This window comes from Flavobacterium sp. 270, from assembly GCF_004368785.1.
GTDB lineage: Bacteria > Bacteroidota > Bacteroidia > Flavobacteriales > Flavobacteriaceae > Flavobacterium.
This window is the reverse complement of record NZ_SODM01000003.1, coordinates 497427-513546: the sequence shown is the minus strand read 5'-3', so window position 1 is coordinate 513546 and position 16120 is coordinate 497427. Positions and strand designations below refer to the sequence as shown.

Below are 16120 nucleotides of genomic sequence, written 5' to 3'. Positions count from 1 at the left end.
AACGATGAAAAATATATTCACAACATTTATACTTAGTGCCACTTTACTTGTATCGTGCACAGAATTAGAGGTCACTCCAACCTCTTTTGTAACCGAAGATAATTTCTTTAATACCCAAGACGATGCCGTAGCAAGCGTAACTGCAGTTTATGCTTCTTTAAGCCTTGATCCGGGCGAGCAGAGTTTATTCGGAAGAAATTTATATTTCCTTACCGACATGGCTACAGATTATGCAGCGGCGGGAGTTTCTGCTACAAATCCGCAAGTTAGGGCTTTGAGCAGTTTAACGCATGATGCAACTTCAGATCGTGTGCAGGTAGCTTGGCGCCAGATTTATGCGGGAATTAACAGAGCAAATGTTTCTATAGATAATATTCCGAAAGTAACGGGTTCTGATGTTGTAAAAACTAGATTAATTAATGAAGCTAAATTTATCAGAGCTTTACTATACTTTCAGGCTGTGCGTCTTTGGGGCGGCGTTCCGATTGTTTTGCACGAACCAACTTCTATTGCGGTCGAAAGTTTAAAATCGAAAAGAGCAACAGTTGACGAAGTTTACACACAAATTATTACAGATTTAAAAGATGCGGAAGCTTTGCCGGCAACTTACACCGCAGCAGACGCCGGACGTGCTACTTCTGGTGCTGCAAAAGCAATTTTAGCTAAAGTGTATTTGACTAGAAAAGATTGGCCAAACGCAATTTTAAAATCAAATGAAGTAATTAATGGCGGTTACGGATATGCGCTTTTTGAAAATTTTCAGGACATTTTTACTAAAACCAAAAAGAACGGAAAAGAACATATTTTCTCTGTGCAGTTTGAACCAAACCAAGCAGGAAACGGTTCTAGCGGAAGTACTTTTCAAGCGACAGCTTTTACAGGATTTACAGCGACAGAACCTGCAGATATTATCTCAGACGTCGCTTTATTTTACGATATCTACGATGCTGCAGATACGAGAAGAGATATCAGTTATGCCAAACAACTGCTTAATCCGGCTACAGGAACGTTGTATACTTTTCCTAAACCAATTTTCAAAAAATACTTAGACGTTACCAATTTGGCAACTCCGGGTAATACGGCGATCAACTTTCCGGTTATTCGTTATGCAGACATCTTATTGTCTTTAGCGGAAGCGATAAATGAGCAATCTGGCCCCAACCCACAAGCTTACGAATTACTAAATCAGGTGAGACGAAGAGCGTACGGAAAAGCCATTGCTACCCCAGATGTTACAGTAGATAAATCGGGATTAACGCAGGTAACTTTTAGAGCAGCAATTCAGGAAGAACGCAAAAAAGAATTTGTTCAGGAAGGACAACGATGGTTCGACTTAGTACGCTGGGGAACATTGGTTACCGAAGTAAAAAAAGTAACGGCTAAAAACTCTGTTTCAGAAAGAAATAATTTATACCCGATTCCGCAAAGCGAAAGAAATATAGATCCTGTAGGATTACCACAAAACCCTGGATATTAATACAACAAAATGATTAAAAAACTGTTCATCCTCGCCCTATTAGTTGTTGCGCAATTTCAGCTATTTGCACAGAAAAAGCAGCCTAACATCATCATCATTTTGGCAGATGATTTAGGTTTCTCAGATATTGGTGCTTTTGGCTCAGAAATTAAAACTCCAAACTTGAATAAGCTCGCTAAAAACGGGCTTATTATAAAGCAGTTTTATAATGCAGGACGCTGCTGTCCTTCTCGGGCTTCATTACTTACGGGCTTGTATGCACATCAGGCGGGTGTTGGTGATATGGTTCAGGACAAGGGGTTTCCTGCTTATCAGGGCTATTTAAACGATCATTGTATCACGATTGGGCAGGCACTCAAACAGGCAGGATACAACACTATAGTTTCTGGAAAATGGCACGTTGGTTTAGTACCATCAGCCTGGGCAGTTAATCGGGGGTTTGATGATTCATTTACGTTACAAAATAATGGAAGCAGTTATTTTAACTCGCAGCCTTTGTACAACGACGGAAGAAGCATCACTTTTTTGAAAGGAGATAAAGAAATTATCCGCACAGATACTTCTACTTATTTAACTCAGGAAATTACCAATTTCGCCATTAATTCTTTAGAAAAACAGCGAAATCAAGAACGTCCTTTCTTTCTTTATGTGGCTTATAATGCGCCGCATTGGCCCATTCAGGCATTACCGGAAGATATTGCAAAATACAAAGGTAAATACATGAAAGGCTGGGACAAATTGAGAGCAGATCGTTTTAAAAAATTAAAAGAACAAGCGATCATTGATAAAAATTGGGACTTATCTAATCGTTTTGAAAAAGTACCCGATTGGGAAAAGCTAAGTGCCGAAGAAAAAAATAAATGGGATACCCGAATGGCAATTTACGCTGCCATGATCGACAGAATGGATGCCGGAATTGGAGAAATATTGCAGAAAGTCAAGTCTTTGGGAGAAGAAGATGATACTCTTGTTCTTTTTCTTTCGGATAATGGCGGAAGTGCCGATGATGTAAAAAACTGGAATTATGTTATACAAAAAAATGGAACAGCAGGTTCGACTGCGTCAATTGATAGTTACGAAAGTCCGTGGGGAAATGTGAGCAACACACCTTTTCAATTATTCAAAAAGAATACCCACGAAGGCGGCATTGCTTCTCCTTTTATTGCGTATTACCCAAACCATATTAAGGCAGGCACAGTAAGCAACAGAGTAAGTCATTTGATTGATATTTTTCCAACTTGTCTGGAATATGCTGGTTTTCAATATCCTGATTCTTTTAAAGGAAAAAATCTTATACCCTTAGAAGGCATCAGCTTAAAAAAGGAATTCGAAGGACAACAATCTGATGCACATGAAGCCTTGTTTTGGGAACATGAAGGCAGTAAAGCAGTAAGAAAAGGAAATTGGAAAGCAGTAGCTGAAAACAATCAGCCTTGGGAATTGTACAATCTTGAAACAGATCGAACAGAAACAAAAAACGCTGCAAAATTAGAACCACAACTGCTCCAAACCCTAATTGACTTACATCAGCAATGGTCAGTAAAAGTAGGTGTCGAAGATTGGAATAAAATAAAATAGTAATTACAGAAATTCTATAAGTAATATTAATTAACCCTAATAAACTATTAAAATGAAAAACTTTAAAAATAAAACAACAATCAAAAGTCCGCAGAAAGGACTTTTGATTGCGGCTTTACTAGTCGCACAATTCGGATTTTCACAAACAAACTCGGAAACCGAATTTAAAGGTACAATCGGAAAAACACTTGCCGATTCTAAAGAATATTGGCCAGAGCCCGTTACTGCGCCAAAAGGTGCTCCAAATGTAGTTTGGATTTTGCTTGATGATGTTGGATTTGGAGCTTCAAGTGCTTTTGGAGGTTTAATCCAAACGCCAACTTTTGATGAATTGGCCAATAACGGTTTACGATACACCAACTTTCACACCACTGCGATTTGTGCCCCAACTCGTGCTGCATTATTAACGGGAAGAAATTCTGGAAGAGTACACGTAAGCGGTTTTTCTCATACGATTTTATCGGCTGGTTTCCCAGGTTGGGACGGAAGAATTCCGGCTGATAAGGGAACGATCGCGGAGATTTTACGTGCAAACGGATACAACACTTTTGCTGTTGGTAAATATGGTGTAACACCAGACGAAGACGCAACAGATGCAGGCCCTTTTGACAGATGGCCAACCGGAAAAGGTTTTGATCATTTTTATGGATTTTTAGGTTCGCAAACCGATCAGTACAATCCGGATTTGGTAGAAGATCAGGTTCATATCAAACCAGACGGACGTCACTTAAACGAATTAATTACAGATAAAGCGATTAGTTATATCCAAAAACAACAAAAAGCAGCACCGGGCAAACCATTCTTTTTATACTATGCGCCGGGAGCAGCGCACGCACCTCATCAGGTAGCAACAAAATGGAGCGATCCATATAAAGGAAAATTTGATGACGGCTGGGATGCTTACCGCGAAAAAGTAATTGCTAACCAAAAGAAATTAGGTGTAATTCCAAATAATGCTGTTTTACCAGAACGCAATCCGTTGATTACAGATTGGAAAAAATTAACTCCAGACCAAAAGAAAGTATATGCTAGATTTATGGAAGTATATGCAGGATTCTTAACCTATACCGATTACGAAGTAGGTCGCGTGGTTAATTATTTAAAAGAAAGTGGTCAGCTAGAAAATACTGTAATCTTTGTTGCTATTGGAGATAACGGAGCAAGTAAAGAAGGAACAACGGAAGGAACTATCAACCAAAGTTTGTTTTCTCAAGGAACTTCTGACGATGAAAACCTAAAGAAAAACTTAGCCAACATTGACGAAATTGGAACTGCAAAAGGTTTAAATACAAACTATCCTCTTGGTTGGGCGCAGGCAACGAATGTTCCTTTTAAAAACTGGAAACAAGATGCACAATCTGAAGGTGGAACACATAATCCGCTGATTGTTTTTTATCCAAAAGGAATAAAAGAAAAAGGCGGTATTAGAAATCAATACAGCCACGTAACCGATTTATTGCCAACAACATTGGATATTGCCGGAATCAAAGCGCCGGAATATATCAATAATGTAAAACAGGATATTATTCAGGGATCAACTTTGTATGCTTCTTTGAATGATCCAAAAGCAGAATCTTTACACAAAGTGCAGTATTACTACATTTTCGGAAACAGAGCCATTTACAAAGATGGATGGAAAGCCGGAGCAGCGCATTTACCAGATTCTTTCGCAGTGAAAAAAGCATTAGGTAAAGACGAAAAACCTGTTGCAAGTAATTTTGATACTGATGTTTGGGAACTTTATAATCTAAACGAAGACTTTAACGAGCGAAACAACCTTGCAAAAAAATATCCAGAAAAATTAGCCGAGCTGAAACAATTGTTTGACGAACAGGCAAAAGAAAATAATGTTTATCCATTAATTGACTGGCAGGATGTGTACAACAGAAGAATACACAATACCGGAGCAGATAAAGGTAAAACATTACAAGATTTAGTAAAACAAGTAACTAAACCGGGAAGTGCCGGAAGCAGTAATTAATAATAGATTTTAAATTCCTGCAAGGTTTAATAAACCTTGTAGGTTTTTTATACATCTCGATTATTACTATCGAATTTATATCTACAAGGTTTTGAAAACCTTGCAGGAAACATCGAATTAATAAAAAACTGCGTCTTTAAATTCTATAAAATCTATAGAATTTATTAACTAAAAAATTAAAATCATGAGAAAAGCAGATTATCAAGTTATCGGAAAAAAAGTTGTCGTAGGGGCAATTGTATTTTTAGTACCGCTGGTTATTTTGGCCGGAGGTTTAGCATTAATAAATCAATTTTTAAAATAGAAAATCATGGGAGTTACTCAAAATCCACAGAAAAATTTAACGAGAGACTTAGCTATAAGTCTTTTTATATACACTTTACCAGTATTGGCGATTTATCTTTATTTTAAATTAAGTAACGGCGTAATCGCAGAATCGCATCTTACACTGCCGTCATTTCTAGAATTCGCAAAACCTGCATTTGTAAACATTCGTTCTTGGGGACTTATTGTTTTTATGCTTGTTTTGGGCGCAATAGAATTTGCCGCAGGTTTATACGATGATGAATGGACAGGCGAAGAACGCAAAATAGATATTATTTGTTTTCTGGCTCCAAAACTGCTTTTACCGCCGGTAATTGCATTTTTCAGCTTAACAGCATTGCCTTATTTAATTCCGAATTTAGAAAACACACTTTCATGGGTTCCGTTTTGGGGAGGATTTTTCCTGATTGCCGTTGCCGATGATTTAACGCAATATTGGTACCACCGTTTACACCACCAAGTACCGTTTTTATGGCGTTTTCACAGAACACATCATTCAGCTCCGTACATGGGAATGGCAATGGCGTCAAGACAAAACTTTATTTATACCGTTTTGTTTTCTCAAATTTATTTAACGGCAACTTTAACCTACTTAGGACTTGGACTTCCTGCCCTATTTGTTACGGTTATAAAAAGTGTGATTACACTAGGTGCACATTCTAGCATTGCGTGGGACAAACCATTTTACAAATACAGAGTTTTACATCCAATTGCATGGGTTTTAGAACGTTTAATTTCTACTCCGGCAACGCACCACGCGCATCACGCCGATACAAGCGGAGACGGTGTTGGACATTTTAAAGGCAACTTCGGAAACATGTTTTTCCTTTGGGATGTCATTTTTGGAACGGGTTTAATTACTAGAAAATTCCCAAAATCATACGGAATGAAATCGTACAAACAAGAAGAATGGTACGCACAATTTCTGTGGCCGATATTCAAATCTAAAAAAGAAGGAAGCGCATTAGCAGACGGGGTTTTAGCAGTTCCGGTTAAGCAAAAAGTAGAAACTCCTGTTCTCGTTACAGTTCCAACCGAAGGTTATTTAGAGCAAGTATAATATGAAAAATATCCTTAAACAAAGTTTAACAGCAATTGTATTTCTATTTACAATTGCTGTTTTCTCGCAAAATAAAAGCGCAAATACGATTTCACTAGCGGAATATTATTTAAAAATTCAAAATGAGAAAAACCCTCAGATTATTGATGCGCGCGGTCCCGAAGAATTTGCGTTGAACCATATTAAAGGCGCTCTAAATTTTAATTTAGAATCTAAAGATTATGCTGCACGTATTGCAGCTTTAGACAAAACGAAACCTGTTTTTACCTATTCGATCGGAGCAGGAAGAAGCGTTTGGCTGGCTGATGATTTATTAAAAAAAGGCTTTAAAGAAGCGTACAGTTTAGAAGGCGGCATCGCGAACTGGATTGGCGCCGGAAAACCTTTTTATTCTAATAGTAAAAGCAAATTAACTCTGGTAGAATACAACAAAATCATTGCAGAAAACAAAGATGTTTTGGTTGATATTGGTTCTATATATTGTGGTGCCTGCAAAAAAGTAAAACCCGTTTTAGAAACTATTAAAGCGCAATACGGAGCTAATCTGAAAATTATAGAAATTGATCTGGAAGACAGCCCGCAAGTTATTGCCGATTTAAAAACGATAAAAGTTTTCCCGACTTTGATTTTATACAAAAACGGAAAAATTGTTTTTAAGAAAGATGGTTTGGGAGATTTAAAAAACGACGTTGATGTGGCTTTGGCTTCTAAGTAGCACGAATGAAGAACTTTGTCAAAGTTTTAAACTTTGACAGAGCTGCCACAAACTAAATATTAAAAAACCAAAAATAAAAACTATGGCAAAAATCAAATTCAAAAAGAAAATTGTTTTCCCTATAATTGCTGTACTTTTTCTTATCGCTTTATTTCTGTTTTGGCCTCTAAATACCAACGGAAAATTAATAGAAGAAAACAAAAAACTGGCAGAAGGAAAAAAAGCTTTTTTGGCTGAGAAAGTTTCGGATACTTTTAAAGGAAAAAAACCAAATATCATCATTCTTCTTGCAGATGATTTAGGCAAATATGATATTTCGCTCTACGGCGGAAAATCTACACCAACTCCCCAAATTGATTCGCTGGCAGCATCGGGCGCGACTTTTACACAAGGTTACGCCTCTTCTTCTATTTGTTCACCATCGCGAGCGGGTTTGATTACAGGTCGTTATCAGGAACGTTTCGGACACGAATACCAGCCGGGAGACCGATATCCAAAAAACAACTTAGAATATTATGCTTTTAAGTATCTTATAAATACGAATAACTGGAAACTGAATCCTAAAATTGAATATCCAAATGAGGCATCGATTGCCACTCAGGGTTTACCTAAATCTGAAATTACTTTTGCAGATTTAGCCAAAAAACAAGGATACAGCACCGCCATTATCGGAAAATGGCATTTGGGTCACAACAAAGGATTTTTTCCTTTAGACCGTGGTTTCGATTATCACTACGGATTTTATCAGGCATTCTCATTGTATATTCCAGAAGACGAAAATCCGGATATCATCAACCATCATCATAAAGATTTTACCGATAAAACGATTTGGGGTAACGGCCGTGTCGGCATTGGACAAATTCGACGCGATACTACTATTATTAGAGAGAAAGCTTATTTAACAGAAAAATTTGCTGAAGAAGCCGAAGCTTTTATCGATAAAAATAAAACAAAACCGTTTTTGCTATACGTTCCGTTTAATGCGCCACACACGCCATTTCAGGTTCGCAAAAAATACTACGATCGTTTTCCGAATGTAAAAGACGAAAACAAACGCGTTTATTTTGCTATGATCAGCGCCTTAGACGATGCAATTGGAAGAATTAGAGCAAAAATTAAAAAAGAAGGCCTTGAAGAAAATACTTTAATCTTTTTTGCCAGCGATAACGGTGGCGCCGATTATACTTTTGCGACAACAAATGCACCCTTAAAAGGCGGTAAATTTTCTCATTTTGAAGGCGGTATAAATGTTCCGTTTGCACTTTCGTGGAAGGGAAAAATCAAACCAAATACGGTTTATAAAACTCCGGTAAGTACTTTGGATATTTTTAGCACCGTTGCATCTGCCCTACATTCTGATCTCCCAAAAGACAGAACTTATGATGGTGTTGATCTTGTAAAAGTTGTAAATAGTAATACCGAAGCGCACAAAAATTTATACTGGCGTTCTGGCGATGCAAAAGCAATACGAAGTGGCGATTGGAAATTAATTATCAGCGGAAAAACACACGAAAAATGGCTTTATAATATTGCCAAAGATCAATCTGAAACTACAGATCTTGCACAGCAAAATCCAGAAAAAGTAAAAGAATTACAAACGGCTTTACAAACTTGGGAAAAAGGACTTATTAAACCACTTTGGCCCAACTTAACATATTATGAATTCGATTTTGGAAAACAAAAATATTTTGTGGACTTGTAAAAAGTTATGAGTTATGAGTCCCGTATCGCTCCTGCAAGGTTTCCAAAACCTTGTAGGTGTTTTACGTTTCGTTTTATCTCTCCTGCAAGGTTTCCAAAAACTTGTAGGTATTTTTACGTTTCGCTGATTACGCTTAAATTATACCTACAAGGTTTTGGAAACCTTGCAGGAAAACTCATAACTCATAATTTATAACTCAAAACTATTATTAAAAAACGTACAAAAGCTATTTTTTAATAATAGTTTTTTTTCGTTTTTACGAAAACGTAATAATAGACAACAAACTACTCTATTTCAATAGTTTAAACAAACAATTTACTTTCTAAAAAAGGTATTCATTTCCTCTCTTTTTCAAAAAAATTAAAGAATCTTTTGGTTTTCATTATAATAAATTTAACTTTGTCTATAGGATTAGTAGAGTATAAAACCTAAACAACTACATTTTGAAAACAACCGAAACCAAAACACATTACAATCTTCCAAAAAAATATACTTATAATACTTTTTATTATATGTATTTCTGTTGTTAATTCCTCACAAACTTTTTTCTTTTCCTCGGTTTATTATTTTTAAAATCGAACTAAAAGAAACGCTCATAAATCGTCACGCTTCCTGATTAATCTGATGTAGGTGCTGCATCTAAAAGGAAATAGCGTAAACATTATAAATCAAAAAAAATAATAACTAAATAAAAACAAAATGACTCAGATGCAACAACTTCCTTCATAGCAAAGTCATTTTCTGCGGCAACAGAAAATGAATAAGACTTAAAGAACATTTATCACTTAAAAAAAGAAAATTGAAAATTGAGCAATCAACTTTCTATGCCTTTTTATTATTAAAATCCAACCCATAATGAACAAGCAATTCAACATTCTTGTGTCGTTCTGCATTTTCTTAATTTCTATCGGAATTAAAGCGCAAAACGCACAGCCCACAATAAATTCAACCTTAAACGGTACCGTAATTGATCAGGTCACCAACCAGCCGATACCAGGAGTTACAGTTCAGATAAAAGGAACAACACACAGCGCTGTAACCGATTTAGATGGAAAATTTTATTTCCAGACGGGGCAAAAATTCCCTTATACACTCGTTGTTAGTTACATTGGTTATATAACTGTAACACAAGACGCTACTACAGATTTTGTACAAATTTCATTAAAAGAAGATGTAAAAGAACTCGATGAAATTGTCATAATTGGATACGGTAGCACCACCAAAAAAGATTACACTGGCGCCGCAGAAACCGTTGCGACAACGTCATTAAAAGCTTCGCAGCGTACTTTAGAAAGCGCACTTCAAGGTTCTGTTGCGGGTGTAAATGTAACACAGACTTCGGGACAGCCGGGCGCTGGATTGAGTATTCGTGTTCGTGGCGGCAGTTCTATTCAGGGCGGCAACGAACCGCTTTACGTAATCGACGGATTCCCACTTTACAATTCAGATGTAACTTCCGGAGTTTTGAGTGGTACGCCAACAAATCCCCTTTCGTCTATAAATCCGTCCGATATAGAATCTATTACGGTTTTAAAAGACGCTTCTTCAACTGCAATTTACGGTTCCAGAGGTGCAAATGGTGTTGTTATTATTACAACCAAAAAAGGTTCAAATAATGCCATGACCGTAAATTATGAATTTACTTTAGGGCAGCAGGAAGTCCGCAAAAAAATAGATTTACTGGATGCAACAGGTTTTTCTAAACTTAGAAATGCGGCGCTTTACGACTCTAATCCTGCAGGCGGACCAAATCAATATTTAAGTGATGCGCAGATTGCTGCATTAGGAAAAGGTGTTGATTGGCAGGATGCTGCTTTCCAGAAAGGCATTACACAAAACCATCAATTGAGTGTTTCTGGCGGTAATAACCAGACTAAATATTCGGTTTCGGGAAATTATTACAATCAGGAAGGTATCATTAAAAATACTGGTTTTGAAAGATTGAGCGGCCGTGTAAATTTGACTTCAAAATTAACAAGCAGATCAAGATTTGGTTTAAACTTAACGATTGCAGAAACTAAAGCAAAAGTGGCTCCGACTGGTTTGGTTACGGCTTTATTAAGCATGCCTCCTACTGCAACTATTTATGAGCCAGACGGAAGTTATACTTTGCGTAACCCGTTTGAGAACATTTTTGCGAATCCAATTGCAACTTTAAACGAACGTAAAAATCAATCTATAACAGATCGTATTCTTGGAACGGTTTACGGCGAATATGACCTTTTGAAAAATCTGGTTCTTAAAGTTTCTTTTGGTGCTGATGCTATTTTCAACAAAGAAAAAAGTTATCTGCCTGCTTCCATCTACGAAGGTTCTATTACAAATGGCGAAGGAAAAATTGGAAACGCAGATTCTAAAACGTGGTTAAACGAAAACACGTTGACTTATACAACTGTGTTTGGAGAAAAACATCACTTAAATGCATTAGTCGGATATACGCAGCAAAATTCGGTTAGAGAATTTGTTACTTCTGGCGCACAGCAATTTGTAAACGATGTTACGTATTATTACAGCCTTCAAAGCGGGAATTTAGCTTTATTGCCTTCTTCCGGAGAAAGTACGTGGGCTTTAAATTCTTATTTATCAAGAGTGAATTACAACTACGATTCTAAATATTTCTTAACCGGAAGTTTAAGAGCCGATGGTTCTTCCCGATTCGGAAAAAACAATAAATGGGGTTATTTCCCTTCGGTTGCTGCAGCGTGGCAAGTTAGTAACGAAGCTTTTTTTGATCCGATAAAAGACGTTGTAAACAGTTTAAAAATAAGAAGCAGCTGGGGTGCAACAGGAAATCAGGAAATTGGAGAATACCAGTCTTTGTCTACACTTACAAGTGTAAAATATCTTTTTGGAGATCAGATTTACACCGGATTTACACCAACAAGCATTGCTAATGATGATTTAGGATGGGAATTAACCAATCAGTTTGATGCGGGTCTTGATGTTGGTTTCTTTAATGATAAATTAAATCTTACTGTAGATTTCTACCGCAAAACAACTAAGAATTTATTGCTGGCGGTTCAAATTCCTTATACGACAGGGTTTACCTCATCGCTGCAGAATTTTGGTTCGGTACAGAATCAGGGAATCGAATTTGGAATTAATACGGCTCTTGGAAATAAAGCTTTTTCATGGACTTCTAATTTCAATATTGCATTCAACAAAAATAAAATTATCGCTTTAGGAAATGATGCTGAATTTTACACTTTCGGAAATTATATTTTAAAAGTCGGCGAATCTTTAGGTACTTTTTATGGCGCGGTTACAGACGGAATTTTACAAACTGCAGATGTAGCAACAAAAGGAGCTTATACCGGAAATGCAACCCCAAAAGCGGGAGATCGTTTGTACAAAGATATCAATGGCGACGGCGCTTTTACTACGGCTGCAGACAGAACAAGTATTGGTAACGCACAGCCTGATTTTACTTTCGGTTTCTCTAATAATTTCACTTTCAGAGGTTTTGAATTGGCGGTTCTTATTAACGGTTCTGTTGGAAATAAAATCCTTAACGGAAATTTACAGGCTTTAGAATTGTACAACGGACAACAAAATGCTTCGACTTCTGCTCTAGATGCCTGGACACCAACAAATCCTAGTACTTCAACGCCGCGAGCAAAATTAGATCCTGCTCCTGTTTTTTCTAATCGATTTGTAGAAGATGGTTCTTTTGTTCGATTAAAGAATATTGCATTAGCATATAATCTGCCAAAAAGATGGTCTGAGAAATTAAATCTGACCAATATAAAATTTCGTGTAATTGCCGAAAACTTAGTTACAATTACGAAATATTCAGGTTACGATCCAGAGGTTACAAACGGAACTACAATTTCTCCAGGCACAGATACTGGAATTTATCCTGCATCAAAAACTATTTCGGGCAGTTTAAATATAACATTCTAAAATACATATCATGAAAAAAGCAACCCTATATAGTTTATTAATCCTCTTTACGATTAGCTCTTGTAATCCTTTAGACGAAAATCCAAAAGGTTTAATAGCATCCAATAATTTTTATAAAACAACAGAAGATGCAGATGCTGCTGTAATCGGCATTCATAACGCGATAAATAGTTCAACGCATACACTTTACAATCGTTTAATCCAAATTTCTACAGAAATGGCAACAGACGATTACGAAGCGGGACCAAGAGCCAGAAATGCGCATGTTAGAGCTTTGTCTAATTTAACGCACGATGCCTCAAACGATCGTATGATTGAGTTATGGAGACAAAGTTACGACGGAATAAACAGAGCGAATATTGCGATTGACAACATTAGCAATAATCCAAATCTTACCACACAAAAAGATAAAAATCTAATTAACGAGGCTAAATTTTTACGCGCTATTTTATATTTTAATATCGTAAGATGGTTTGGTGATGTGCCTTTGGTTTTGCACGAAACAACGACACTTTCTGCCGCTGCACTGAATGTAACGAATACGCCGGAAACTGAAGTTTATGCACAAATAGAAAAAGATTTAACTGATGCAGAAGCGCTTCCGGTTGTGCAGCCTGTTGGAAGGATAACGGCTGGCGCTGCAAAAAGCATTTTGTCTAAAGTATATTTAACAGAGAAAAAATGGCCGCAAGCAGCACAAAAAAGTAAAGAAGTTATAGACACTAAAGTTTATGATTTATTCGAAAATTTTGCTGATGTTTTTAACGTAGCAACCAAAAACGGAAAAGAACATATTTGGTCGGCACAATTTAAAGGTCTGACCAACTGGAACGGAAATATGCTGGCTTCTACCGCTGCGCCGACTTCTGTTCCCGGAATTGCCGGAGATCAAGCCGATGCTTTGCACAAAGAAGGCGGCCTTTTTGAAGCTTTTGCCGAAAATGACAAACGAAAGTACATCACTTTTGCTGTAGAATTTGTGAGTCCGACAGATGGAAAAACATACAAAGTAACACCGCACTTTAATAAATATTTTGATCCGGCAACTCCGGCTTCTCCTGGACAGTCTTCTAAAAACACGCCAATTATACGATTTGCCGAAGTGCTATTGATTTATGCCGAAGCGGTAAACGAGCAAAGCGGTCCAACTGCCGAAGCTTATGCAGCAATAGACCGTGTGAGAAACAGAGCCGGAATTCCGTTACTTTCGGTTACTTCGCCAACTTTAAGCAAAGACGATTTTAGAGAAGCTGTTTTTGAAGAAAGAAGAAAAGAATTGGTTTACGAATATCAGCGCTGGTTTGATCTTGCGAGAAGAGGCCCAGATTATTTTGTAGCCAGACTTAAGGCAGCAGGAAAAACAAATGCACAGCCCAAACACGTTCACTTCCCGATTCCGCAAAGAGAACTGGACTTAAATCCAAATTTGAAACAAGTTCCGGCTTGGAGATAATTTTTTGATGCGATGTTTTTTTTAAACACATAGAGACATAGCTTTTTGGAAAGCTAAAAAAGACGTTTCACTTATTTAAAAGACACATAGCTATGTTGCAATAATAAAAAGAAAATGCCACAGATTAAAAGGATTAAAAAGATTAAAAGGAAATCTGCCGAATCTGCAAAATCTGCGGGAGAAATAAATACAACTAAAAAATAATTATATAAAATGAATAAAAAAATAAACATCTTATTTTCTGTTCTGTTGACAGGAATAATAAGCATTCCCGACGCAAATGCTCAAACAGCATCATCAAAACCAAACGTTATTTTGATCATGGTTGATGATATGGGATATTCGGATTTAGGAAATTACGGATCGGAAATTAAAACGCCAAATCTGGATCGTTTGGCAACCGAAGGAACAAGATTACGCGAGTTCTATAACAACTCTATTTGTGCACCAACAAGAGCTTCATTATTAACGGGACAATATCAGCATAAAGCCGGTGTTGGTTATTTTGATGTTAATTTAGGACTTCCGGCTTATCAGGGATATTTAAACAAAGAATCTTTGACTTTGGGTGAAGTTTTCCGTTCTGGCGGTTACAGCACTTTAATGTCTGGAAAATGGCACGTAGGTTCTGAAGATCAATCACAATGGCCAAACCAAAGAGGTTTTGATAAGTTTTACGGAATCTTAAAAGGTGCTGCTAATTATTTTGATACCAAACCTTTACCATTTGGAAAAGTAGCTTATCCAGTAAAAATGATTCGTAATAACGAAGAACTGCATCCAAAAGATGATTCTTATTATTTTACAGATGAAATAGGAAATAACGCGGTTACTTTCTTAGACGAGCAAAATAAAGAAAACAAACCTTTCTTTTTGTATTTAGCTTTTACAGCGCCACACTGGCCGTTGCAGGCAAAAGCGGTTGACATCGCCAAATACAGAGGTAAATTTGATGAAGGCTGGGATGTTTTAAGAGAAAAAAGAATTAAGAAATTAAGAGAAAACGGTATTCTTTTACCCAACCAAACTATTGCGCCAAGAGATCCCGAAGTTCCGGAATGGAGTAAACTAACTTATGACGAAAAACAATTCTGGAAAGCCAAAATGGAAGTTTATGCGGCAATGGTTGACAATATGGACCAAAACGTTGGTAAGGTTTTAGAAAAACTAAAAGCATTAAAAAAGGACAAAAACACGCTGATTATTTTTATTGCAGACAATGGTGCTCAAGGCGGATTTAATACTTACAACCCATTAAAAAGAGGTTTAGTACGAAACGACGGTCCTGTTGGAAGCTCGGGCTCTTTTGATTATCAGGAACAAAACTGGGCGTATTTGTCTAATACACCTTTACAGGATTATAAAAATAATATGCACGAAGGCGGTTTTAGTTCTCCTTTTATAGCGTGGTATCCGTCAAAAATTAAAGCGGGAAGAATTGATAAAGGAACCGGACATATTATAGACCTTGCTCCTACTTTTTATGAATTGGCGGGAATCGAATATCCTAAAAATCTAAACGGTGTAAATTCTAATCCGCTTGCGGGGAAAAGCTTACTTCCTGTATTGTTTGATAATGCTTCTGAAGTTAACAGAGGCGCGCCATTATTCTGGGAAAGAGCCGGAAACAGAGCGGTGAGAGAAGGAAAATGGAAATTGGTTTCTACCTATCCGTCGTACCAATGGGAACTTTACAACTTAGAAGCAGACAGAGGCGAAACTACTGATGTTGCACAGCAAAACCCGGGAATTGTAAACGATCTTTCGGCTAAATATTTTGATTGGGCAGATAAAACAGGAGTTGTAGAATACAGCAAATTCAAACAAAAAAATGAGTTGATTCCCGGCGCTGCAGCCAAAAAATAAATATTTTAAGTAGTAATTACTTTTTTTGATATTTTAGTAATTATTAGCCAAAAAGCGATTG

9 protein-coding genes are annotated in these 16120 nt (G+C 37.0%); all 9 read left to right on the top strand.

The genetic code is table 11. The annotated features are described in order from the left end of the window. Nucleotides 1-4 precede the first annotated feature (4 nt). The 9 genes from EV144_RS13785 to EV144_RS13745 all read left to right on the top strand — a co-directional run bounded on the left by EV144_RS13785 (nucleotide 5) and on the right by EV144_RS13745 (nucleotide 16059). Nucleotides 5-1477, top strand: coding sequence for a RagB/SusD family nutrient uptake outer membrane protein (locus tag EV144_RS13785; protein ID WP_134149660.1), 1473 nt, complete (start codon nucleotides 5-7; stop codon nucleotides 1475-1477). A gap of 9 nt (nucleotides 1478-1486) precedes the next feature. Beyond that, nucleotides 1487-3055: an arylsulfatase gene (locus tag EV144_RS13780; RefSeq protein ID WP_134149658.1), complete on the top strand. Its 1569-nt coding sequence runs from the start codon at nucleotides 1487-1489 to the stop codon at nucleotides 3053-3055. Between the two features lie 52 nt (nucleotides 3056-3107). Then, on the top strand, nucleotides 3108-5036 hold the full coding sequence (locus EV144_RS13775) for an arylsulfatase (RefSeq protein WP_134149656.1): 1929 nt from the start codon (nucleotides 3108-3110) through the stop codon (nucleotides 5034-5036). Nucleotides 5037-5346: 310 nt separating this feature from the next. Continuing rightward, nucleotides 5347-6420, top strand: coding sequence for a sterol desaturase family protein (locus EV144_RS13770; RefSeq protein ID WP_134149654.1), 1074 nt, complete (start codon nucleotides 5347-5349; stop codon nucleotides 6418-6420). Nucleotide 6421: 1 nt separating this feature from the next. Beyond that, complete coding sequence (locus EV144_RS13765; RefSeq protein ID WP_134149652.1) at nucleotides 6422-7135, top strand: thioredoxin domain-containing protein; 714 nt, start codon at nucleotides 6422-6424, stop codon at nucleotides 7133-7135. A gap of 82 nt (nucleotides 7136-7217) precedes the next feature. After that, nucleotides 7218-8837 (top strand): sulfatase-like hydrolase/transferase, encoded by a 1620-nt coding sequence (locus EV144_RS13760; RefSeq protein WP_134149651.1) that lies wholly within the window; start codon nucleotides 7218-7220, stop codon nucleotides 8835-8837. A gap of 855 nt (nucleotides 8838-9692) precedes the next feature. Then, nucleotides 9693-12740 (top strand): SusC/RagA family TonB-linked outer membrane protein, encoded by a 3048-nt coding sequence (locus EV144_RS13755; RefSeq protein ID WP_134149649.1) that lies wholly within the window; start codon nucleotides 9693-9695, stop codon nucleotides 12738-12740. Between the two features lie 10 nt (nucleotides 12741-12750). Then, a complete protein-coding gene (locus tag EV144_RS13750; RefSeq protein WP_134149647.1) occupies nucleotides 12751-14193 on the top strand; it encodes a RagB/SusD family nutrient uptake outer membrane protein in 1443 nt (480 codons plus the stop codon). A 213-nt stretch (nucleotides 14194-14406) separates the two neighbouring features. Continuing rightward, nucleotides 14407-16059, top strand: a complete 1653-nt coding sequence (locus tag EV144_RS13745) for an arylsulfatase (RefSeq protein WP_134149645.1) — start codon at nucleotides 14407-14409, stop codon at nucleotides 16057-16059. Nucleotides 16060-16120: the final 61 nt, after the last annotated feature.

Bases quoted from the DNA above. Each gene is read 5' to 3' on its own strand.
- EV144_RS13780 (WP_134149658.1), top strand. From the start codon at position 1,487: ATGATTAAAAAACTGTTCATCCTCGCCCTATTAGTTGTTGCGCAATTT.
- EV144_RS13760 (WP_134149651.1), top strand. From the start codon at position 7,218: ATGGCAAAAATCAAATTCAAAAAGAAAATTGTTTTCCCTATAATTGCT.
- EV144_RS13765 (WP_134149652.1), top strand. From the start codon at position 6,422: ATGAAAAATATCCTTAAACAAAGTTTAACAGCAATTGTATTTCTATTT.
- EV144_RS13770 (WP_134149654.1), top strand. From the start codon at position 5,347: ATGGGAGTTACTCAAAATCCACAGAAAAATTTAACGAGAGACTTAGCT.
- EV144_RS13775 (WP_134149656.1), top strand. From the start codon at position 3,108: ATGAAAAACTTTAAAAATAAAACAACAATCAAAAGTCCGCAGAAAGGA.
- EV144_RS13745 (WP_134149645.1), top strand. From the start codon at position 14,407: ATGAATAAAAAAATAAACATCTTATTTTCTGTTCTGTTGACAGGAATA.
- EV144_RS13750 (WP_134149647.1), top strand. From the start codon at position 12,751: ATGAAAAAAGCAACCCTATATAGTTTATTAATCCTCTTTACGATTAGC.
- EV144_RS13785 (WP_134149660.1), top strand. From the start codon at position 5: ATGAAAAATATATTCACAACATTTATACTTAGTGCCACTTTACTTGTA.
- EV144_RS13755 (WP_134149649.1), top strand. From the start codon at position 9,693: ATGAACAAGCAATTCAACATTCTTGTGTCGTTCTGCATTTTCTTAATT.